Origin of the sequence: Halioglobus maricola, assembly GCF_009388985.1 — a bacterium.
Taxonomy (GTDB): Bacteria; Pseudomonadota; Gammaproteobacteria; order Pseudomonadales; family Halieaceae; genus Halioglobus; species Halioglobus maricola.
The window spans coordinates 3874060-3894891 of record NZ_CP036422.1 but is presented as its reverse complement, the minus strand read 5'-3'; the positions used below and the strand labels follow the sequence as shown (position 1 = coordinate 3894891).

Annotated in this window: 16 protein-coding genes; 8 read left to right on the top strand and 8 right to left on the bottom strand. The window is 58.6% G+C overall.

All coding sequences use genetic code 11. The annotated features are described in order from the left end of the window. Positions 1 to 177 precede the first annotated feature (177 nt). Complete coding sequence (locus EY643_RS17660; protein ID WP_153240482.1) at positions 178 to 1188, top strand: LacI family DNA-binding transcriptional regulator; 1011 nt, start codon at positions 178 to 180, stop codon at positions 1186 to 1188. After that, complete coding sequence (locus tag EY643_RS17655) at positions 1133 to 2314, top strand: glycoside hydrolase family 5 protein (protein ID WP_153240481.1); 1182 nt, start codon at positions 1133 to 1135, stop codon at positions 2312 to 2314. The genes EY643_RS17660 and EY643_RS17655 overlap by 56 nt, the downstream gene beginning before the upstream one ends. Here EY643_RS17655 and EY643_RS17650 read toward each other — a convergent pair. After that, positions 2277 to 3371, bottom strand: coding sequence for an AGE family epimerase/isomerase (locus EY643_RS17650; RefSeq protein WP_170287460.1), 1095 nt, complete (start codon positions 3369 to 3371; stop codon positions 2277 to 2279). The two genes, EY643_RS17655 and EY643_RS17650, sit on opposite strands and share 38 nt — an antisense overlap. A 97-nt stretch (positions 3372 to 3468) precedes the next feature. Beyond that, on the bottom strand, positions 3469 to 4476 hold the full coding sequence (locus EY643_RS17645) for a LacI family DNA-binding transcriptional regulator (RefSeq protein WP_153240479.1): 1008 nt from the start codon (positions 4474 to 4476) through the stop codon (positions 3469 to 3471). Between the two features lie 114 nt (positions 4477 to 4590). Here EY643_RS17645 and EY643_RS17640 point away from each other — a divergent pair, with 114 nt between their 5' ends. From EY643_RS17640 to EY643_RS17630, 3 genes are read left to right on the top strand one after another with little or no spacing between them, the layout of a single operon-like run. Beyond that, positions 4591 to 5760: a glycoside hydrolase family 130 protein gene (locus tag EY643_RS17640; protein ID WP_153240478.1), complete on the top strand. Its 1170-nt coding sequence runs from the start codon at positions 4591 to 4593 to the stop codon at positions 5758 to 5760. Beyond that, positions 5757 to 6962 (top strand): AGE family epimerase/isomerase, encoded by a 1206-nt coding sequence (locus EY643_RS17635; RefSeq protein ID WP_153240477.1) that lies wholly within the window; start codon positions 5757 to 5759, stop codon positions 6960 to 6962. The genes EY643_RS17640 and EY643_RS17635 overlap by 4 nt, the downstream gene beginning before the upstream one ends. Continuing rightward, positions 6959 to 8008: a glycoside hydrolase family 26 protein gene (locus EY643_RS17630; RefSeq protein ID WP_153240476.1), complete on the top strand. Its 1050-nt coding sequence runs from the start codon at positions 6959 to 6961 to the stop codon at positions 8006 to 8008. The genes EY643_RS17635 and EY643_RS17630 overlap by 4 nt, the downstream gene beginning before the upstream one ends. Positions 8009 to 8015: 7 nt before the next feature. Here EY643_RS17630 and EY643_RS17625 read toward each other — a convergent pair whose 3' ends face one another. Both EY643_RS17625 and EY643_RS17620 read right to left on the bottom strand, forming a co-directional pair. Then, positions 8016 to 9395, bottom strand: a complete 1380-nt coding sequence (locus EY643_RS17625) for an APC family permease (protein WP_153240475.1) — start codon at positions 9393 to 9395, stop codon at positions 8016 to 8018. 87 nt (positions 9396 to 9482) lie between these two features. Then, positions 9483 to 10847, bottom strand: a complete 1365-nt coding sequence (locus EY643_RS17620) for an aminotransferase (RefSeq protein WP_153240474.1) — start codon at positions 10845 to 10847, stop codon at positions 9483 to 9485. A 164-nt stretch (positions 10848 to 11011) separates the two neighbouring features. Between EY643_RS17620 and EY643_RS17615 the strand changes: the two genes are divergently transcribed. Then, positions 11012 to 12361: a glutamine synthetase family protein gene (locus tag EY643_RS17615; RefSeq protein ID WP_153240473.1), complete on the top strand. Its 1350-nt coding sequence runs from the start codon at positions 11012 to 11014 to the stop codon at positions 12359 to 12361. Between the two features lie 91 nt (positions 12362 to 12452). Here EY643_RS17615 and EY643_RS17610 read toward each other — a convergent pair whose 3' ends face one another. The 4 genes from EY643_RS17610 to EY643_RS17595 all read right to left on the bottom strand — a co-directional run bounded on the left by EY643_RS17610 (position 12453) and on the right by EY643_RS17595 (position 18306). Next, positions 12453 to 14816, bottom strand: coding sequence for a TonB-dependent receptor (locus EY643_RS17610; RefSeq protein ID WP_240732754.1), 2364 nt, complete (start codon positions 14814 to 14816; stop codon positions 12453 to 12455). 155 nt (positions 14817 to 14971) lie between these two features. Continuing rightward, positions 14972 to 16564 (bottom strand): tetratricopeptide repeat-containing sulfotransferase family protein, encoded by a 1593-nt coding sequence (locus EY643_RS17605; RefSeq protein ID WP_153240472.1) that lies wholly within the window; start codon positions 16562 to 16564, stop codon positions 14972 to 14974. Then, the gene (locus tag EY643_RS17600) at positions 16565 to 17410 is read right to left on the bottom strand and encodes a response regulator transcription factor (protein WP_153240471.1); all 846 of its coding nucleotides are present in this window, start codon (positions 17408 to 17410) and stop codon (positions 16565 to 16567) included. A gap of 29 nt (positions 17411 to 17439) precedes the next feature. Continuing rightward, positions 17440 to 18306: a LysR family transcriptional regulator gene (locus EY643_RS17595; RefSeq protein ID WP_153240470.1), complete on the bottom strand. Its 867-nt coding sequence runs from the start codon at positions 18304 to 18306 to the stop codon at positions 17440 to 17442. Between the two features lie 183 nt (positions 18307 to 18489). On the opposite strand from EY643_RS17595, the gene EY643_RS17590 reads away from it, so the two are divergent. Beyond that, positions 18490 to 19671 carry an acyl-CoA dehydrogenase gene (locus EY643_RS17590; protein WP_153240469.1) on the top strand — a complete coding sequence of 394 codons (1182 nt, stop codon included), beginning with the start codon at positions 18490 to 18492 and terminating at the stop codon, positions 19669 to 19671. Further along, positions 19671 to 20831 (top strand): CaiB/BaiF CoA transferase family protein, encoded by a 1161-nt coding sequence (locus EY643_RS17585; protein ID WP_153240468.1) that lies wholly within the window; start codon positions 19671 to 19673, stop codon positions 20829 to 20831. Before EY643_RS17590 ends, EY643_RS17585 begins: the two co-directional genes overlap by 1 nt. Position 20832: the final 1 nt, after the last annotated feature.

Below are 20832 nucleotides of genomic sequence, written 5' to 3'. Positions count from 1 at the left end.
CCGGAAGGTCGCTGGTTCAAAAATAATCAATAAAAACAGCTAGCTATGGCTATTTATGATGGCTTGTCGCGATGCCACTTGTGGGCAGGGGAGATCAATAATTCGGCAGTAAAAAATTTACTAAAACGTTTTACTCGCCTATGATGGAACCATTCACTTCATAGATCAGGGGCAGCCATGGCAAAGGTCGGTATCAAGGATGTTGCAGCGCGTGCGGGGGTCTCTACGGCGACTGTCTCTCACGCACTGCGCAATCCTGATCGGGTGGCTGAAGCCACGCGCAAGAAAGTGCTCGAAGCTGTTGAGGCCGTTGGCTACACGCCTAACAAGCTGGGCCAGAGCCTGCGCACGTCTCGTTCTGGCAATATAGTTGTGATCATTCCGGATCTCTCCGATACCTATAACGCGGGCATTATCACCGCCCTGGAAAAGGTGGCGCACCGCCATGGTTACTCGGTGTTGCTGGGAGATTCCCAGGGGTCGGAGCGCCGCGAACGCGATCTGGCCGGGCTCACGGATTCACATCAGGCGGACGGTATTATCTTGCTGTCCCACCGCTTGCCGTTCGACATTTCCGAGGGCGGGCGCAAGATTGAAGACTTGCCTCCGCTGGTCAATGGCTCCGAGCCGGTGGGTGTCGATGGCATTCCGTTTGTCGGCATTGACGACTCCCAGGCGGGAAGAGACGCCACTCAGCACCTTATCGACTATGGTCATCGCCGAATCGCCGTGATTACGGGTGACATGAACAGCCCCAGTAGCCGCTTGCGACTGCAGGGTTATCGCGATGCGATGGCCGATGCGGGTCTAGAGGTGGATGAGCGCTGCATTGTTCATTCTGAGTACTCGCTGGCAGGGGGCGAGGGTAGTGCCGAGTCACTGCTAATGCTGCGCGACCGTCCCACGGCGATATTTTGCGGTAGTGACGAGATCGCGATCGGTTGCATGTACAAAATGCGTGAGATGGGCTTTACCGTGCCAGATGACATTTCCGTTATTGGTGTGGATGACATCCGCTTCGGTAAATATTTCGAACCTCCCCTCACGACCGTTGCCCAGCCCGCGAGTGAGCTGGGCGAGACCTGTGCCAAATTGCTGATGCACCTGCTCAAGGACAAGGAACTCCCCCAGAATGAATACGTCCTCCCCCACAAACTTGTTGTTCGCGGCAGTACGCGCCGCCTCTAAGCACCTGCTGCTGGTATTTCTATGCTGGCTGCCGCTGGCTGCTTTAGCTGTTGAGCAGAACCATGGTTTTACCGAGTCCCAGATGCAGCAGGGTGAGTGGTGGAACATTCCCTACCCACAGCCTTTCGATTCGCAAAAGCTCTCTGAACCGCAGCCGTGGCTGCAGGTGCAGGGGAACAAATTGGTGGACGAGCGTGGCGAGGTCGTTCAGTTGCGCGGTGTGAATATCGCAGATCCTGACAAGCTCTACACCGAGGGTCAGTGGCGCGAATCGCTGTTCGCCGAATTGGCCGACTGGGGCGTAACTGGTGTGCGTATACCGATCCACCCGCTGGCCTGGCGCAAACGGGGCGGCGACTGGTATCTGGAGCGGCTGGACGAGGCGGTGGTCTGGGCCAATGCTCACGGTATGTATCTGATCGTCGATTGGCACTCCATCGGCAATTTGTTGACCGAGCAATACCAGCATCCCATGTACCGGACCTCCATGGTTGAAACTGTGCGTTTCTGGCGCAGCGTTGCCCTGCGCTACGCGCAGACACCGACCGTGGCAGTGTATGAGCTGTTTAATGAACCCACGGATGATTACATTGGTACGGGTAGCGGGTCGCTCGGACGTGCCAGTTGGCAGCAGTGGCGCGAAGCCATGGAATCGCTCATCGATGTGGTGCGCCTTTACAACCCGCGCGCGATTCCGCTGGTGGCCGGTTTCAACTGGGCCTATGACCTGACCCCGGTTGCAGATGCGCCGATTCGCAGGGAAGGTATTGCCTACGCCGTTCACCCTTATCCGCAAAAAGCCAAGCCCAAGGTGAAAAGCCGAGAGCAGTTCAACGCCCTGTGGCAGCAGCAGTGGGGTTTTGCGGCTGAGAAGTACCCGTTGATTGCCACAGAAATGGGCTGGGTCCGCGAGGATGGTTATGGCGCCCATGTGCCGGTGATTCACAACGAGGGAACCTACGGTCCGGATATCCTGGCGTTTCTCGATGCGCGCGATATTTCCTGGAGTGCCTGGGTATTTGATCCCGACTGGTCGCCGACCATGATCGAAGGCTGGTCGTTCAAGCCCACCGAACAGGGTGCGTTTTTCAAGAAAGCGATGCTGCGGGCGCGGGCCGGCGATTAGCGATCTGCGGCGGGAATTCTTCCCACGCCACTGCCGCGGTGGTTAGGTGATACAAGGTGCTTGCAGGGCAGGGCGTGTTTACGGGCTTGTCATCGGCGTCGATCAGGTCGAGGTAGGTTCCCGGTGTGCAGCCATCCATATAGCGTCTGAACAATTGTTGCGCGCCCTCGCTGGCCAGCTCCGCCGCACCTGGCACTCCTTCCTCGGCCATGACCAGGTTGGCCTTGATCCACTCGGCTTGCGGCCACAACCTTTTGCTGCCGTCTATGGGTCTACCGGTTGCCGTCACCCGGTTGTAGAGCAGGCCAGAGTGAGGATCTCGGCCCAGCCTGCTAACGGTGGCGTAAAAGTGGTGGGCGATGGGGTGTAGATTTTCACCGACGGCGGTGCTGTATTGCTTCAGCAGATAGATCCACTCTGCCATGTGTCCGGGCTCAGCAGTGATGACCTGTCCCTGGTGGGATGGCCGCCAATTCGAGTCAAAAAACTCCAGTAAAACGCCGTGCACCGGGTCGAAGAAGTGATCTTCCAGCAGGGCAATAATGCGCTGGGCCAGTTCCAGCCAGCGCGGCGATCCATCGCTCTGGTGTAAAGCGAGAAAGGCTTCGAGTAGATGCATGTGTGGATTTTGGCGCCGCTGCTCGGACGGGTAGTTGCCTTCCAGCCAGCCTCCGTTGTCCGCCCGCAGTCGATCTTCGAGCAGCTGGCAGATCACGCGTGCGCGTTCGCTGGCGCGCTCGTCACCAAAGGCCCTGATTTGCCAGGCGCAAGCCAGCAGGGCGAAGGCCATGTCGTAGGTGTCGAGGAGCGCGCTGGCGATATCGCCACAAGGGGTCGTGCTGTGAACCCAGACGCAATCGTGCCGCGGATGGGTGCTGGTGGCGTGAAGGTAGGCCTGGAGCGAGCCAACTGTGCTGGCGCTGTCGTCGAACCAGTGATGGCAGTGCGCCGCGCTGAAAGTATAGATCTGTCTTGTCTGGACTCGGGTACGCCGAATCTCCGGACCCGCTGGTGCGTCCGGGACGGCGGTTACCGACTCGTGACATGCGCCTGTCACAGTGTCTATGCCACTGTCGGCCCAGAAGGGGAGAGCTTCTGAGCGAAGCCAACTAGCGAGCGGATTGCGACTTTGCCCAGAGTGATTCCGCACGGGCCTAGACACTTGCCGGCTGCGTTGGCGGCCCTACGCTATCGCGCAATACGAGTTCGAACGGCAGAACCAGGTCCTGCTGCGGTGCCGGGTTGCCTTCGATCATGCTAATTAGCGTCTCGGCTGCGGCTTGCCCCATTTCCCGGGCTGGCTGGGCAATGGTGGTGAGTGGTGGATTGGCGTAGCGGGCGTATTCGCAGTTGTCGAAACCCGCAATCGACATGTCCCCGGGAATGCTAAGCCCCGCTTCCCTCAGGGCGCGCATGGCTCCCAGGGCCATATCGTCATTCATGCAAAACAGGGCGGTGGGGCGTTGCTCATGCGGCAGGGCCGCGAAGTATTGGCCGGCCTGATAACCGGCACCGAGGGTGAAGTCCCCTTCCTGCAGGAGGTTGGCATGTTCTTCAATGCCGGCCGTTTCGAGCGCCTGCCGGTAGCCGCTGAGCCGCTCGAGATGATGCGGGTTGTCGCTCAGGCCGCCGACGATGCCAATGCGCTGGTGGCCGATGGAAATCAACTGCGTTACCAGCGCGCAAGCGGCAGCTCTGTTGTCGATGCGCGCGCCGAAGCAGGGTGCATCACTGCAACCGGCGGCGCTGACAACGTTGAGGCCTTGTGCCGGTTGTTCTCCCGGCCGGTAGGGGCGCAATTGGATGATGCCGTCAGCCTGCCGGGTCTCTACCAGCTGGATATAGTCCTCTTCCCGCTTATGAGAATCGCGCGTGTCTCCCAGTAATACGGAATAGCCCGCGCGCTGGGCAGTGTCTTCGATGGCTTGAATGAGTTCGGCAAAAAACAGGTTGGTGATGTCCGGCACCAGTACCAGCAAGGCGTAGGCGCGGGTGGAGCGGAAGTTCCGCGCCATCAGGTTGGGGCGGTAGCCCGCCTGTGCTACCGCTTGCTCTACCTTGGCCAGCGTCTTCTTTGAGACCTTGTCCGGTGTGCTCAGGGCGCGCGACACAGTCGCGGTAGATACGCCCGCGATACGGGAAACCTCCCGGATATTGGCCATGTCGTCTCCTGTAAAACCTGGGCTATAGGGGGTAGATTTCCGAAATGTAACCGGTTACATTCAGTTTCGCAAGTAGTCGTGTCAACAAAGATGCGAATGAGGAGGAGTCCCGGAATGGAAGGTTTTGATGCCAGGTTAGAGCTGCTCAGGGAGCAGGAGCAGGCGCTATTGGCTCAGGTAAACAGCCCTGCGGGCCTTGGCAATGGCGTTGTCCAGCGTTGGCAATACCCAGTGGTCACAGCGGCACATGTGCCTATTGAGTGGCGCTACGATCTGAATCCAGACAGCAATCCGTTCCTGTTGGAGCGACTCGCTGTCAATGCCGCGTTTAATGCGGGAGCCATTCTCTGGCGAGGCAAGTATGTGCTGGCCGTCCGGGTGGAGGGCGCCGATCGCAAATCTTTCTTCGCCCTTGCCGAGAGCGACAGCGGCACGCAGGGCTTTCGTTTTACCGGCCTCCCGCTGGTGATCCCTGAAACCGACGAACCGGATACCAATGTCTACGATATGCGTCTGGTAGCGCACGCGGATGGGTGGGTATATGGCCTTTTTTGCGCGGAGCGACCCGACCCCGACATGCCTGGTGACACATCTGCTGCCGTCGCCGCAGGTGGAATTGTGCGCTCGCAAGACCTGCAGCACTGGGAGCGCCTGCCGGATCTTGTGACGGAATCTGGCCAGCAGCGCAATGTGGTCTTACATCCGGAGTTCATCGACGGTAAGTACGCGTTTTACACCAGAGGTCAGGATGGATTTATCGACGTGGGCCGCGGCGGGGGCATTGGATTTGGTCTGGTAGAGGACATCCAGAATCCGCGCGTCGAGGGTGAGGTATTGGTGGATGCCAAGGCATATCACACCATCAAGGAGCTAAAGAATGGCCTTGGCCCAGCACCGCTCAAAACTTCGCAGGGCTGGCTGCACCTGGCACATGGCGTGCGCAGTACAGCGGCTGGACTGCGCTATGTGTTGTACCTGTTCTTGAGCGAATTGGAGCGGCCCTGGCAGGTGACGCATCAGCCTGCCGGCCACTTCATGGCGCCGGAGGGCTTGGAGCGCGTGGGTGATGTGTCCAATGTTCTGTTCAGCAATGGCTGGATAGTGGATGACGACGGCACTGTGTATATCTACTACGCCTCGTCCGATACGCGCCTGCACGTCGCCACCAGTTCGGTTGAGCGGCTGCTGGATTACGTGACGAATACACCTGCAGATGGGCTGCGCTCGGCCGCGTCAGTGCAGCACCGTACTGAGCTCATACAACGCAATCGCGCGCTGCCATGACTGAGCTGGATTGTGCGCCGTTTGTTGTCGAGCGTGACCGGATATCCCGCTGGTGGCGCGACACATTGTTCGACCCAGCGGGAGGATTCCACGGTGCCGTGAACGCGGCAGGGGAGCCTGTTGGCGATAGTCATCGAGGCCTGATACTCAATACACGTATTCTCTGGTTCTACAGTGCTCTGCACTGCGAGCGGGAGGATGAAGAGTCGCTGCGACTCGCCCGTCACAGCTACGACTATATATTGCGCCACTTTGTTGACAGTGAGTACGGCGGCCTTTTCTGGGGGCTTGATGCATCGGGCCGTCCACTGGATGCCTGTAAAAAAACCTACGGGCAGGCCTTTGCCATATACGCATTGAGTACTTACTTCCAGGCATGCGGTGATGTCAGCGCCCTGACTTTGGCGCGCGCATGCTTTGCGCTGATAGAGCACCGTGCCCGGGATTCCAGTAGTGGCGGTTATGTCGAGACATTCACCAGAGATTGGCAGGTTGCGGACGACATCCGCTTAAGCGAGCGCGATCTGGCCGCACCCTATTCCATGAACGCCCATCTGCATGTGCTTGAAGCATACACTCAGTTGTGTCGAGTGGACCGCACTGCCGATACTGAAACAGCGCTGCGCGACGTTCTGCTGCTGATGTCAGAACGCTTTCTCGGCGAGGCCGAGACCATGGTGATGTTTTATGACGCGCAGTGGCGCGATTGCTCGACGATGCACAGCTACGGCCACGACATAGAGGCGAGCTGGCTGTGGTGGGAAGCGGCCCAGGTGCTCGGTGATGAAGCCTTATCAGCGCGCATCAGGCCTCAGGTGATGCGCCTCGCAGCGTCAGTTCAGAGGCGTGCGCTTGTGTCCAGTGGCCGTGTGGCTGAAGCGGCGGATGCCGCCACCGGCCACCTGGAGCCAGAGAGCATTTGGTGGGTGCAGGCAGAATCGCTGGTGGGTTTTCTCAATGCCTTCGAGCTCAGCGGGGAGCAGGTCTATATGGAGGCCTTTGCCTCGGTATGGCACTACATCGGTGAGTCTCACATCGACAAGGTTAATGGTGAGTGGCACTGGTTTGCCGGTGGGGTTCGTCCGGATGATCCCGCTATTGGCTACAAGGCTGGTCCGTGGAAGGGGCCATATCACAACGGCCGCGCGATGATGGAAGTGATCTCGCGGCTGTCAGAGCTGAACCAAGGGAGAATAAAATGAAAACCAGCTGTGTCGTAATCGGAATACTTGCCTGGGTGCTCGCCGCACCTGGCTGGGCGCAATTGAAACCGGTCACCCCCGATGCCTCACCCCAGGCGGTGGCTCTGCTGGAGTATCTGTATGAGATCAGTGGCGAGGAGATTCTTACCGGCCAGCATAACGCGCCACTCAACGGGTCCAATCGCCTGGCTGGCATGCACAAGCAGACTGGCGAATACCCGGCGGTCTTCGGTCAGGATTTCGGGTTCAGTGAGCCGGGCAGTTGGGACGGCATTAACTTCAGGCAGAACATAGTCGACGAGGCCATTCGCCGCCACCGTGAAGGGTTTATCAATACGCTGATGTGGCATGCGGTTGTGCCTACCCAGGATGAGCCCGGAGAATTCAAGACGTCGGTTCAGGCAAAACTCAGTGACGATGAGTGGCTCGCGTTAACAACCCCGGGAACACCTTTGAACGAGCGCTGGAAATCTCAGGTGGATGTTATTGCCTGGCATCTTAAGCAATTGCAATACGCTGGCGTACCTGTCCTGTGGCGGCCCTATCATGAGATGAATGGTTTTTGGTTCTGGTGGGGATATCGCCAGGGGCCTGAGGGGTTCGCCAAACTGTGGCGAATGCTTTTCGATCGCCTGGTGAACTTTCATCAGTTGGATAATCTGATCTGGGTCTGGAATGCGAATGAGATGAAAGAGAATGTGCCCGAGTACGATCGCTTTTATCCCGGTCATGATGTGGTGGATGTGCTTGCGACTGACGTATACACCGGTCGTTATGACGAGGAAAACTACAGGCAGCTGGTGGCGCTTGCCGACGGGCGACCTATTGGCCTGGGAGAAGTGGGGGCCCTGCCGACGCCTGAAATTTTACAGAGGCAACAGCAGTGGGTGTGGTTTATGAGCTGGCGTGACCCGGATAATTTCTTTTGGAATGACGGCGATTCGCTGCGTGCCCTGTTCGCCCAACCGGGTGCCACCTCGTGGCATGAACTACCCTGGGTAGAGCGTGCTGAATCCATCAGAATCCACCGGCCTGTCCTGGACTAGCCCGGCTTCAGCCCTGCGCTGGCTTGCGGTGATTCTCAGCGAAACGGATGACCACTTCGCCAATAATGAGCGTGACGATGACGCCACCCACCACGGCCCACTCGAAGCCCGCACCGGGCGTGTACATAAACAGGAAGATGGAGATCGCCAGAATACTCATACACAGGAACGCCGCCAGGCGCGCTGCGCCGTTGCCGCCGGGAACGCGGTAGGGGCGGTGGTGCGAAGCATCGGTTTTCCGCAGCTTCAAAAAGGCCAGCATCATGCCCTGGTAGGGCAGTAGGAAGATGACGGCCGAGAATGCGAACAGCGACCAGAACAGGTCTTCATTGGATCCAGACATGAAGCCGTAAAGTATCAGGCAGAGGGTGCTGACCAGGCCCATGAGAACCGCAGCGCCTACAGGCGTGCCTCGTTTGGGGTCTTCGATACCTAGGATGCGTGGCAGCTCACCTTCCTGGGCGGCCTCAGCCGCAGCGCGATTGCAGCCCATTGCCCAGGTCACACCGTTAGAGAAAAACGAGAACAGGGCACCCAGGCCCAGTACTAGCACAAGCGTCTTGCCGGCCATGCTGTCGCCAAAGAATAAGCTGAGGGTGTCGATCAGCCCTTCCACCAGGTTAATCTCGCCAGCGGGAATGGCGGCGAGTACTGCGATGGTGCCGAGAATGTAGAGGGCGATAATGACGACACCGGAAATGAATATGGCGCGGGGAACATCCCGGGCCGGGTCTTTCATTTCATCGCTTCCCGCGCTGACCAGTTCAAAGCCCAGCATGCCGTAGATGATGGCAGGTATGTACTGGGCGCTGCCGCTCCAGTCCGGCTTCATCGTTTCGAAGGTAAGTGGATTGGCCATGCCGGCGTCCAAGATGTGGAAGCCCGCACCGATGATGATAGCGACAAATATCGCCACTTTGAGAATCGCACCGACATTCGGGACCCACTTACCGAGATCCAGAGTGACCACGTTTACGGCTACGGCGATCCAGGTGAGAACAATACCCATGGTGATTTGCCAGGTCATGCTCAGGTCTGGTGCAAACATCTGGGCGAAGACACCCGCGAACAATATATAGATAGCGGGAATCCATACCGCGGTATTCACCCAGTAGCACCAGGTGGCCCGGGAGGCCCAGCGACCGCCGAAACTGTCGCGGATCCAGGCGTAGATGCCGCCCTGTTCGGGATAAGCGCAGCCCATTTCGGCGCAGATCATGGCGAAGGGAACGAAGAAAAAGACGCCCAGGATGAGCCACCAGGAAACGCTGGAGGCGCCGACTGACGCTGCGGCAGCGAGTGTGTCTGCGAGCAGGATGGCTGACACGGTGAACAGCACCATGTCGCGGAGTTTGAGAGTTTTGTAGTGCTGGGTCTGGTCAGTCATTGTTTTTATTGTATCCCTATTTTTGTCGGCACCCACAATCAGAACAAAAAAAACCCGGCTCAGAGGCCGGGCTTGTCAGCGGTTTGTTTACACGCCGTAGTGTTTGGCGGTCACGTCCAGTGCCTGACCCAGCATATCCACCAGCGAGTCGATCTCGCCCTTGTCGCAGATCAGCGGCGGCGCAATAATCATCGCATTGCCGGTCTGGCGTACCATCAAGCCGAGGTCGTTGGCGCTGTTGCGGCAGAACAGCGCGCCGGCGGATTCGGCCGCCAATGGCTCGCGCGATGCCTTGTCTCTCACCAGTTCCACGGCAGCGAACATACCGCGGCCCCGCACCTGGCCGACGATGCCATGATCTTCAAGCTCGCGCAGGCGCGCCTGAAAGTGCGGCGCGATGTTCGCCGCGGTGTCGGCGATGATATTGCCTTCCCTGAGAATCCTGAGCGTGGCCAGGCCCGCTGCTGCGGCGGCAGGGTGGCCGGAATAGGTCAGGCCATGGGCGAACTCGCCTTCGTGAGACAGCAATACGTCGGCGACTTTGTCGCCTACCATAACGCCACCCAGGGGCTGGTAGCCATTGGTCACCGCTTTGGCGAAAGTCATGAGGTCGGGCTCAATGCCGTAGGTCTCGGAGCCCCAGTATTCGCCAGTGCGGCCAAATCCGCAGATCACTTCATCGGCAATCAACAGGATGTCGCGCTCGTTACAAATGCGCTGGATCTCGGGCCAGTAAGTGTCCGGTGGAATGATGACGCCGCCTGCGCCCTGCACGGGCTCAGCGATAAACGCCGCTACATTGGCTTCGCCGAGCTCGTCGATCTTCTGTTCGAGCAAGCGCGCGACGCGCAGGCCGAATTCGTCTGGATCTTCGTCGGGGCCAACCTCAAACCAGTGTGGCTGCTCAATGTGATGCACATAGTCGATACCGTTGGTCTGTTCGTGCATCGGGCCCATACCGCCCAGGCATGCCGCGGCGATGGTCGAACCGTGATAGGCATTCTTGCGGCTGATGATGAGTTTCTTTTCGGGGCGGCCCTGTAGTTGGTAGTAGCGGCTCACCAGGCGCAGGTTGGTGTCGTTGGCCTCCGAGCCCGAATTGGTGAAGAACACATGATTGAAGCTGTCGGGCGTTACCTCGACCAGGGCGCTGGCCAACTCGATGGCGGGCTGGTTGGAGCACTGGAAGAAGTTGTTGTAGTAGGGGAGCTGCTGCATCTGCTCGGTGACTGCGTCAACAATGCCCTGTTGGCTGTAGCCGAGGTTGCAGCACCACAGGCCAGACATGCCGTCCAGCATTTTGTGGCCGTCACCGGTGTAGATGTAAATATGCTCCGCGCGGGAAAAGACCCGACCGCCATTGGTGGCGTAATCTTTGAAGTCGGTAAAAGGGTGCAAATGGTGGGACTTATCCAGCTGCTTCAGGTTGCCGGTGTTTGCTTGCATGTTCATCGCCAATATCTCCCTGGAGTCGCGCCGGTATCGGTGGGCGCCTGGCTATACCCGGAAGTGGTATAGCGGGGTTTTACACATCATTGTTAAATAGTCTGGCATAGTCACCGGGCACCGACCTTACCCCAAAGGGGGTGTTTTGGCGGGCCTCACAGGGATAGCAGATGACAGATAATAATGACGCCGTACAGGCCTTCCTCGACAAGCATCCGGATATCGAGGTATTCGAAGTAATGCTGCTGGACTTGTGCGGTGGCCTGCGGGGCAAATGGGTCACCCGGGAGAAGCTTCCCAAAGTCATGCAGGGGGCGCTGAAAATTCCGCTGTCGACTTTGGCCTTCGATATCTGGGGGCGCGACGCTGAAGAGTGGGTGTTTAACACAGGAGACGGAGATGGTTTCTGCACCCCCGAGCCACGCACGCTGGTTGTCGCTCCCTGGTTGGAGCGGCCCACAGGCCAGGTCTTTATGTCCATGCGAGAAGTCGATGGATCTCAATGCAGCTACGATCCGCGCTATATGTTGCAGGGCTTGCAGCAGCGTTTTTCGGAGCTGGGTCTGACGCCTGTCGTGGCGTCCGAAATGGAGTTCCATCTGTTGCGCGCTGAGCGCGATGACATCGGTCGGCCGATTCACAGCCAGCAGGACCGGGTGGGTGGTGCTCTCGGTGCGGGCCAAACCTACGGTATCGATACCATGGAAGACATGTCCGCGCTGATGCACGAAGTGCGCGATGCCTGCGATGCCCAGGGCTTGCCCGTGGATACCCTGATCAAGGAGTCTGCCCCCTCCCAGTACGAGATTAACCTCTATCATCGCGCGGATGCGCTGGAGGCAGCCGATCAGGCAGTGATGTTACAGCGGGTGATACGCGGTGTGGCGAAGAAGCACGGTTTCATTGCCACCTTTATGGCCAAGCCGTTTGGCGATCTGGCGGGCAACGGTATGCATGTTCACTGCTCGCTGGTCGATCGCGATGGTAACAACGTTTTCGATGACGGCACCGGCAAGGGCACTGAGTTGTTGCGTCAGGCCATCGCCGGCTGCCTGAGCAGCATGTCCGACAGCATGTTGATGTTTGCGCCCAACCTGAATTCATATCGCCGCTTCCGCCGCGGCACCCATGCACCTCTCGCGCCCAGCTGGGGCTATGAGAATCGCACGGTTTCAGTGCGCGTGCCGGCAGATGCGCCGGCAGCTACGCGCATTGAGCACCGTGTGAGTGGCGCCGATGCCAGCCCCTATCTTGTGTTCGCTGGAATCCTCGCTGGCGTCCTGCGGGGGATCGAGAAAAAGATGGAAGCACCTGCGCCCCTTGAAGGGAACGCTTACGAGCAGTTGCCAGCCAGCCTGCCTCGCTATCTGCCGGATGCGCTGGCGTGTTTTGCCGATTCCGAGCATATTGCCGAGTATCTGGGTGCCGAGTTTCAGAAGGTCTATACCATTCTCAAGCAGCAGGAGCTGGACGAATACGATTCCCACGTCACGCCGTTGGAGTACGACGCGAACTTGTAGTTCGGAGGAAAGGGAGATTTGAGCTTCTCTCTTTTGATGCTTTGACCATAAAAAAAGGCGCCCGAGGGCGCCTTTTTTGTTTGCGGTGGGGTTAGTCCCAGGCCATGCCCAGGCGGACGCCTGCAGTCCTCGGCCGGCGGGGGCCGAAGAAGGCATGCGGCTCTTTGCCGCCGAGGTTGTTCATGCCGTCCCAGGTGAACTCGTCGGTGATGTTCTCCACGTAAGCTTCCACGAACCAGTTGTTGTCTGATTCCCAGCCCACGCGTACGGACATCTCCTCGTAGGAATCAATCATGGTTTCGTCGAGCTCTTCCCAGCCGCCGCCGCGCTCAGACTCGAAGGTCAGTTCAAACGCACCAGTGATTGCGCCAGAGCCCATGGGGAAAGCGCCGTGCAATACGAAGGAGCCAGACCATTCGGGCGCCCAGAACAGGTGGGTGCCTTCACAGCCGAGAGGGTCTTCAAGGCCGCAGACGTCTTCCAGTTTGGTTGCCTCAGAGTCAAAGTAACCGATCGTGGCGTAGGCTGTGAGATAGTCGCCGATACCGGCGGTCAGAGAGCTCTCAACACCCCAGGCCTCAACTTCACCGGCATTCTCAATCAGGGTGGCACCGGAATCGGTACCCACAGTGACCTGGAAGTCGGTGTAGTCGTAGTAGAACGCCACCACGTCGAAGTTCATGCTGCCGTCGAGGAAGGTATCTTTATAGCCAACCTCGAAGGAATCGACTTCCTCGGGGTTTACTGGGTCTGGAAGATGGCCATCAGCCGTGGTCAGGTCTGTCTTGCCCAGCGCGATATCGCCATCGGCGTTGTCGGCCAGAGAGAAGGTGCCGAAGCCGCCCGATTTATAGCCTGCGGTGTAGCTGGCGTATAGCAGAGCTGTATCGGACGGGGTGTACTTGATGATGAAGCGGGGCGTTACATCGTCCCAGGATTCTTTGGCTGTCAGCGGTTCTGCGGTGGAGTAGCCAAAGGCCCAGTAGGCGCCTAGTTCACTTTCCGGATTGGGGACGTAGGTAGTGAATTCCTTTTCATCATCGGTCCAGCGAAGGCCACCTTCAATCTGCAGATTTTCGGTGAGGAAATATGCCAGGTTGAGGTATGCGCCCCAGCCTTCGTATTTGCCCTTGATGGTGGCAGTTTCTTCCAGCAGGCCATTGGCGCTGGGGGTGAATTCGCTGCCGTAGTAGGCGTAGAGATCTTCACACCCGGAGAAAGTCATGCCGGAGTTGTAGTAGTAGCCATAGTACTGGCAGAAAAAATCTTCCTCACCGGCAAAGCGATAGGCGGTTTCCAGATCTTCCTTGTAGTAGGAGGCACCGGCATACCATGACAGTGGGCCCTCTGAGTTAGAGGTCAGACGCAGTTCCTGCTGGAAATAGTCGCCTTCCTGGTCCTGGCGATATGTCTCCAGATTCAGGGGTGTGCCGTCATAGTCTTCGTTGTAGTAGTAGTCGTGATCTTTGTAACCCGTGTTTGACGTCAGGGTCGCGAAGTCGAAATCGTAGTCGACCCGCAGTCCCAGGGTAAGGATCTCGGAATCGTCATTGTCGCCACCTGAGCGGTCAACATCGACTTCTTCATCGGAGCCGCGCACATTGATAGGCCCCAATGCCGCTTCCAGTGTCTCCCAGACCTCGCCTTCTGTAACTGCGCGATACACTGAGCCGGACTGCTCGCGTTCTTCATATTCCACCATGGTGTAAACGCCGAGCCTGTCGTTCTCGTAGGTGGTGGACCAGCGAATTGCCTTGTTTTCGTGTTCAATCAGGTCATCCGAAGGGAAGTTGTTCTCGACGAAGCCGTCTTCCTGGGTGTACATGCCGGCGAAACGCATGGCGAAATTGTCGCCGACAGGCACGTTGATCGCGGCATCTACGGCAGCGCGCTCGCGCTCGCCGAGGTCCAGATTGACAAAGCCGTCCGAGCTGTCGATCTCGGCGCGGCGGGTGTGTACGCTGAAGGCGCCACCGATGGAGTTACGGCCAAACAGGAAGCCCTGAGGGCCTCGCAGCACTTCGGCGCGGTCCAGGTCGTAGAGGCTGGTGACGGCAGAGCCGTTGCGGCCTTCATAAAGATCGTTCTTGAAGAAGGCGGAAGAGGGATCCAGGCCGACACCGAAATCCTGGGTGCGGATGCCGCGAATGGAGATGGCATCGATAAAGCTGTCCTGGCTGTTACCTGTTACGCCGGGCGTGTAGGTCACCAGGTCTTTCACGTCAGTCAGGTTGACGTCTTCCATGAATTCGCCAGAGAGCGCGGTAATTGCCAGTGGTACATCCTGGACAGATTCACTGCGCTTGGTGGCGGTAACAATGACTTCTTCCAGGGTCTGGGAGAAGGCGGGAGTGCTGATGGCAGAGGCAAACACGGCTGCCGATACGGCTTTGGCCATGGTGTTTCTGCCTGCAGCGGCCGCGAAGCGCGGCTTGCGATAGTGTGTGCGAGTCATGGTATCCCCACTCGTAGACGGTTAATTGTTGTTCTTCCGGGCTTTGTACATTTTGACCAGTGATGATTGCCACAAGTCTAATTTTTGTTTGTTTAACCTAGCCAAAGTGTATAGGCAATAATATACCCCTATAGGGTAGCCGGCGCTAAGCCCAACTATTCCACTGGGATTCCGGCGGCTTGCAGCGCTTCTCGCATCGGCGCAAGCTGGGTCTCATAGCGCTTCCAGCGACCGATAGAGCGGGTGTGGGCGGGTTCACGCACCTGCACCGCACTGGCTGTCGTCACCGCGCCGGTCTGTTCGTGGAAATTGAGGCAGGCGTCTTCCCAGGGGAGGTCCAGGTATGCGATTAGTCTGCGAGCATTGGGCTCCAGGTCGCGAGCGGTGTCTTCGTAGCTGATGTCGAGAAAGCGATCGGGGAAGCGTTCGCGCCAGGTATCCATCAAGCCCCGGTAGCGGGCGTGGTGGCGGGCCATTTCCTGTTGTTCGTAGGAGTGCAGGTACGCGTCCGCGAACAGTTGTTTAAAGCTGGCGAAGCAGGCATCCATGGGGTTTCGCACCAGGTGCACGATCTTTGCATTGGGCAGGGCCTTGAGGATCAGCGGGATCATCAGGTAGTTCTGGGGCAGTTTGTCCACAAAGCGCGGCGCGTCGCCGCGCATTTTGGCCGAACTCTGTAGATAGAGCCCCCCGAGCTGCGCTGGGTCGAGTCCGGCCGCTGCCTCGAACAGCTCGGCGGTGAAACGCTTCGGGTTGCGGTAGTCTGCCAGGCGCCGCAGTGCCAGCCCGAAATGCTGCAACTCACCGGCAGACCGCACCTGGGAGTGACTGGTGATAATGCGTTCTATCAGGGTGGTCCCGGTGCGTGGCTGGCCCAGAACGAAAATCGGTGAGGCATCCGGGTTCCCTGCGGCGCCTTCTGCCAGCCATTCGCGGGTGTAGGTTGCAGCCAGGCTATCGAACATTTCGCGCTCGGCTGCTTCATCGAATTCCACCGTGGCTCGCCGGGCTTTGGCGCCCGCCTCGAATGCCGTAAAGGCCTCGGGCCACTTCTTCAGGTCTTCAAGCTCCTTGCCGACTGCATATTGATAGAAGGCGTTTGCCCGCGGGTCGTCGCCCCGGTCGGCAATGCGCTGCTGCATCTCGATCACGTGGCGATCGTCCTCGGCTTTGCGCGAGCTGGCCAGTGCCCAGTGCGCCTGGGGGCTGTCTGGCTGCAGACCTATGATGTCCTGGAAAATGCGATCGGCATCCTCGGTGTCGCCGTGATAGACCAGGTTGTTGGCCAGGTTCTGCATGAAAGGCGGGAAGTTTGGTTGGCCCTGGGTGGCCCGGGCAAAGAAGGCCTGGGCTGCACCATGCTCTCCCATCTGGGTCAGGGTTGTGCCGATCAGGTCCAGCACCATGGGGTCTGAGGGACGAATGCGAAGGGTTTCACGCAGTGCTGCATCGGCGCGGTTTACCTGCCCTTCTGTCATATACAGTCGGGCCAGTTGTGCCCAGGCCGCGGCGTGGTCCGGGTCCAGCTTGACCGTTGACTGAAACGCACTGAATGCCGTCTTCCGGTCTTTGGATTCCAGGCCTAGCAAGCCCACCAGGAAGTGCCCCTGGGGCAAGTCGGGCTTGATCGCAAAGATTTGCTGGCAGCACTCTCCCGCCTTGGCAAAATCGCCGAGCGACAGCGCCTTGAAGCCGGTTTTCAGGAGTTCCTGCAGTTTGTTCAGTTCGCTGGCGTCGGGCTGGGACATTTATCTGGATGGGTTCCTGGGGGGCGGTTGCATATAGGCCACGAGGGTGTCGCCGCTCTCATAATCCTGAGCGCTCATCAGAGAGTCCAGGAACAGGTAGAAGAGTTCTGCCTGGGAGGAAACCTCCAGTTTGGCATAGGCGTGTTTGCGGTGCAGTTTCACCGTTTCCATGGAGATGGAGAGTTTATCAGCCACGGTTTTTGTGGAGTGGCCGTGCAGCACCAGGTTGATAACCTGTGTTTCGCGGTCGGTAAGCAGGCTGGAGCCAAAAGCCTCAAGAGCGCTGTGCAGTTTCGCGCGCAGGTTATCACCGGTGTCGCTGCCTGCGGTCTCGGTCCAGTGTCTCTGGCACAGCGCTTCCACTGTGGGATAAATTTCGGCCAGGGTGTTTAATTCGCGCTTGCTGAAAGTGGAGCGAGCGGCCGTTTTGCCCAGGGCGATATTGACAAAGCCCTGGTCGCCGAGTGGCACGATGAAGCCGCACTCGTCGATGAAGTTACTGTCCCGGTACCAGGCCTTGTAATATTCGGTTTCTCGGAAGCCGGTGGGAGAGAGGTCTCGCAGGCGGAACACGCCAGCGTGCTGGTCGCGAGTGGCTGCGAGATAAAAGGGGTCAAGGAGGAACGCACCTTTGACGAAGCGGTCGAGCGTGGAGTTGCCCCCCTCGTCGGGCACCTCGAAATATTCGATCACGGGCATGTCCATGCCTGGATAGGCAATCACCGTGGCGTCGTCGACTGGCACGAGCTCGCGCAGCATTGCCACCATTGATCGGGGGAAGCTTTCGCTGCCAGTGGTGTTGATGAGTTCGGCAACATGCTTGCTGAAAATGGATAGAGCGGGCATGGGGTCTCGCTGTGAACGTTAGCGGGTCATCATAACTTGATTGCGGCCCAATCCAAAAAGGCCTGATTGGCGCGGGAGATCGGCCTGCCGCGGCGATGGGCCAGGGCCATGGGAACGTCGACCCTGGGGGACAGGGGGATACCGACGATGTCTGTTTCCTGTTCGGCCATGGTGCGCAGGCCCACGGTCGCGCCCAGCCCCTGTTTGACCATGCTCATAAGCAGAGGCAGAAAATTACTCTGCATGCGCAAGTCCGGTGCAACGCCGGCGCGGGCGCAGAGGTGGTCGAGCTGGTTGCGGATAAAGTAGCCACTCTCATAGACCACCATGGGTGTCTGGTGGAGGTCGCTTATGCTCAGATAGCGGCGTTTCGCCCATCGGTGCTCACTATCCACGCAGACAACCATCTGTTCGTTCACCAGCGGCAGAAGCTCGAGGTCGGCATCGGTATCTGCTGACGTTACGCCTATCTCGATATCGCCTTCCAACAACATTCTTTCGATCTCTCGGGTGCCTGCCTGGGTGACGGATGCCGTCAGGCCCGGGTGCTCACTGAGAAAGCCCGAGAGCAGTTCGGGCAGGAAGTACGTTGCGAGCATGGAAGGGCAGGCAATGCTGAGCTCGCCCTCCAGCAGGCCGCGCATGGCGCCGGCTGATTGCTCAATCGCCTCCACCTGTTCCAGTACCGCCTCTGCCTGCGACAGTAGCTTGCTGCCTTCAGGGGTGAGCGCGATGCGCCGGCCACTGCGGTCGATCAGGGTAATGTCCAGGGACTCTTCCAGCTTGCGCACGGCGATGCTCACGGCCGGTTGTGCCATGTGCAGGGCTTCGGCTGCCGCGCTGAAAGACTCATTGCGGGCGACCGATGAAAAGATTTCCAGCTTGCGTAGATCCATGCGCAGATCTCCTGGGTGGCCGGGTGGTTGTAACGACGAGCCCCGAGCCTGGTCATGTCGGACTCAGGGCTCGCCGCCACTGAGTATATGATACATATATGAAAAACATATAAAACATATATTTTATAAATAGAGGGCGCTTTGCTATTTTGCGCTCAACTGAAACCCTTGGTGGAGAATTCAATGGTCGGTAAGCAGTGGCAGAAACTTAATTGGCAGGACCCTTTCCTGCTGGATCAGCAGCTGAGTGACGAGCAGCGCATGGTGCAGCAGAGTGCGCGCCAGTACGCCCAGGAAAAGCTGGCACCGCGGGTGCGCGAGGCTTTTCGTGCAGAGCAGACTGACCGCAGTATCTTCAACGAGATGGGTGAGCTGGGTCTGCTGGGTTCTACGATTGATGGCTACGGCTGTCCGGGCGTCGACTACATCTCCTATGGCCTCGTCGCCCGTGAGGTTGAGCGCGTGGACTCTGGCTATCGCTCCATGATGAGTGTGCAGTCCTCCCTCGTGATGTATCCGATCTGGGCCTATGGTACCGAGGCCCAGCGAGAGCGATACCTGCCGAAGCTGGCCACCGGCGAGTGGGTGGGTTGCTTTGGTCTCACTGAGCCCGATCACGGATCCGATCCCGGCTCCATGGTGACTCGTGCTCGCAGCGTCGAGGGCGGTTACTCCGTATCAGGTGCAAAGATGTGGATCACCAACAGCCCCTTCGCCGATGTGTTCGTAGTCTGGGCCAAGACCGATGACGGCAAGATTCGCGGTTTTATTCTCGAGAAGGGCATGCAGGGCCTGTCTGCTCCCAAGATCGAGGGCAAGCTGGCGCTGCGCGCTTCGATCACCGGGGAGATTGTGATGGACGAGGTGTTTGTGCCCGAGGAAAACCTGCTGCCGAATGTCGAGGGCTTGAAGGGTCCCTTTGGCTGTCTTAACAACGCGCGGTACGGCATTGCCTGGGGCGCGATCGGTGCGGCAGAGACCTGCTGGTATACGGCTCGCGAATACACGCTGGACCGCAAACAGTTCGGTGTGCCGCTGGCTTCCAAACAGTTGGTGCAATTAAAACTGGCCGATATGCAGAGCGAGATTGCTTTGGCTCTGCAAGGCTGCCTGCGCGCGGGTCAATTAATGGATGCGGGCGACATCGCGCCCGAGTTGATCTCGCTGATTAAGCGCAACTCCTGCGGCAAGGCGTTGGACATCGCCCGCACTGCGCGCGACATGCTTGGTGGCAACGGTATCTCCGATGAGTATCCCATCATGCGTCACATGGTTAACCTGGAGGTGGTAAACACCTATGAAGGTACCCACGATGTACACGCCCTGATCCTCGGCCGTACCCAGACTGATATCCCCGCTTTCTGATGGGTGCCTTATCGCACATCCGGGTGCTGGACCTGTCTCGCATTCTGGCAGGCCCCTGGGCCAGCCAGATGCTGGGAGATCTGGGTGCAGATGTCATCAAGGTGGAAAACCCGGCAGGTGGTGACGACACCCGGCGTTGGGGGCCGCCCTATATGCCGGATGAGCAGGGAAAGGCAACCGAAGAGGCTGCCTACTATCTCTGCGCCAATCGCAATAAGCGCTCTATCTGTATCGATATGAAATCTTCGCAGGGTCAGGTGCAATTGCGTGAGCTCGCGGCGGAGTGCGATGTCGTCATAGAGAACTTCAAAGTGGGCGGCGCTGCGCAATACGGGCTCGATTATCAATCCCTGGCTGCGGCCAATCCCGGGCTTGTGTACTGTTCCATTACGGGTTTCGGTCAGACGGGGCCGCTAGCCAGTCGCCCTGGCTACGATTTTCTGGTCCAGGCCATGGGCGGATTAATGAGCGTGACTGGAGAGCGCGATGGAGAGCCTGGTGCGGGGCCACAAAAAGTAGGTGTTGCACTCACAGATATCATGACTGGCCTGTACGCGGTTATCGGTATCCAGGCAGCGCTGGCTGACCGCGAGCGTTCAGGGCTGGGTCAGCATGTAGACCTCGCTCTGCTGGATGTCACGGCCGCGACCTTGGCCAACCAGGCCACCAATTATCTGGTGGGTGGAATGAACCCGACGCGGCTGGGCAATGCCCATCCCAATATCGTTCCCTACCAGAGCTTTGTGGCCAGCGACGGTCACCTGATTGTCGCGGTGGGTAACGACAGCCAGTTTCGCCGCTATGTGGGCGTGCTGGGTGCGCCTGAATTGGCAGACGATCCCCGTTTCACCAGCAACAGTCAGCGCGTGGCCAACCGCGATGCCCTGGTCCCCGTGCTGCAGGCGAAAATGCTCGAGCGAGGCAAGGATGAATGGATCGCTGTGTTGGAACAGGCTGGTGTGCCCGCCGGCCCCATCAATAGCGTGGCGGATGTCTTCGCGGAACCACAGATTCAGGCGCGAGGCATGCAGGTTAACGTGCCTCACGCGCTTAATCCCGATCTGCAACTAGCGGGTAACCCCATAAAGTTATCGCGCACGCCGGTGGAATATAGGCGCGCTCCACCACAGTTGGGGGAGCACACCGAAGAGCTCTTGTGAC

Bases quoted from the DNA above. Each gene is read 5' to 3' on its own strand.
- EY643_RS17595 (WP_153240470.1), bottom strand. From the start codon at position 18,306: ATGGATCTACGCAAGCTGGAAATCTTTTCATCGGTCGCCCGCAATGAG.
- EY643_RS17625 (WP_153240475.1), bottom strand. From the start codon at position 9,395: ATGACTGACCAGACCCAGCACTACAAAACTCTCAAACTCCGCGACATG.
- EY643_RS17605 (WP_153240472.1), bottom strand. From the start codon at position 16,564: ATGTCCCAGCCCGACGCCAGCGAACTGAACAAACTGCAGGAACTCCTG.
- EY643_RS17640 (WP_153240478.1), top strand. From the start codon at position 4,591: ATGGAAGGTTTTGATGCCAGGTTAGAGCTGCTCAGGGAGCAGGAGCAG.
- EY643_RS17635 (WP_153240477.1), top strand. From the start codon at position 5,757: ATGACTGAGCTGGATTGTGCGCCGTTTGTTGTCGAGCGTGACCGGATA.
- EY643_RS17660 (WP_153240482.1), top strand. From the start codon at position 178: ATGGCAAAGGTCGGTATCAAGGATGTTGCAGCGCGTGCGGGGGTCTCT.
- EY643_RS17590 (WP_153240469.1), top strand. From the start codon at position 18,490: ATGGTCGGTAAGCAGTGGCAGAAACTTAATTGGCAGGACCCTTTCCTG.
- EY643_RS17610 (WP_240732754.1), bottom strand. From the start codon at position 14,816: ATGACTCGCACACACTATCGCAAGCCGCGCTTCGCGGCCGCTGCAGGC.
- EY643_RS17655 (WP_153240481.1), top strand. From the start codon at position 1,133: ATGAATACGTCCTCCCCCACAAACTTGTTGTTCGCGGCAGTACGCGCC.
- EY643_RS17600 (WP_153240471.1), bottom strand. From the start codon at position 17,410: ATGCCCGCTCTATCCATTTTCAGCAAGCATGTTGCCGAACTCATCAAC.
- EY643_RS17585 (WP_153240468.1), top strand. From the start codon at position 19,671: ATGGGTGCCTTATCGCACATCCGGGTGCTGGACCTGTCTCGCATTCTG.
- EY643_RS17620 (WP_153240474.1), bottom strand. From the start codon at position 10,847: ATGAACATGCAAGCAAACACCGGCAACCTGAAGCAGCTGGATAAGTCC.
- EY643_RS17645 (WP_153240479.1), bottom strand. From the start codon at position 4,476: ATGGCCAATATCCGGGAGGTTTCCCGTATCGCGGGCGTATCTACCGCG.
- EY643_RS17615 (WP_153240473.1), top strand. From the start codon at position 11,012: ATGACAGATAATAATGACGCCGTACAGGCCTTCCTCGACAAGCATCCG.
- EY643_RS17630 (WP_153240476.1), top strand. From the start codon at position 6,959: ATGAAAACCAGCTGTGTCGTAATCGGAATACTTGCCTGGGTGCTCGCC.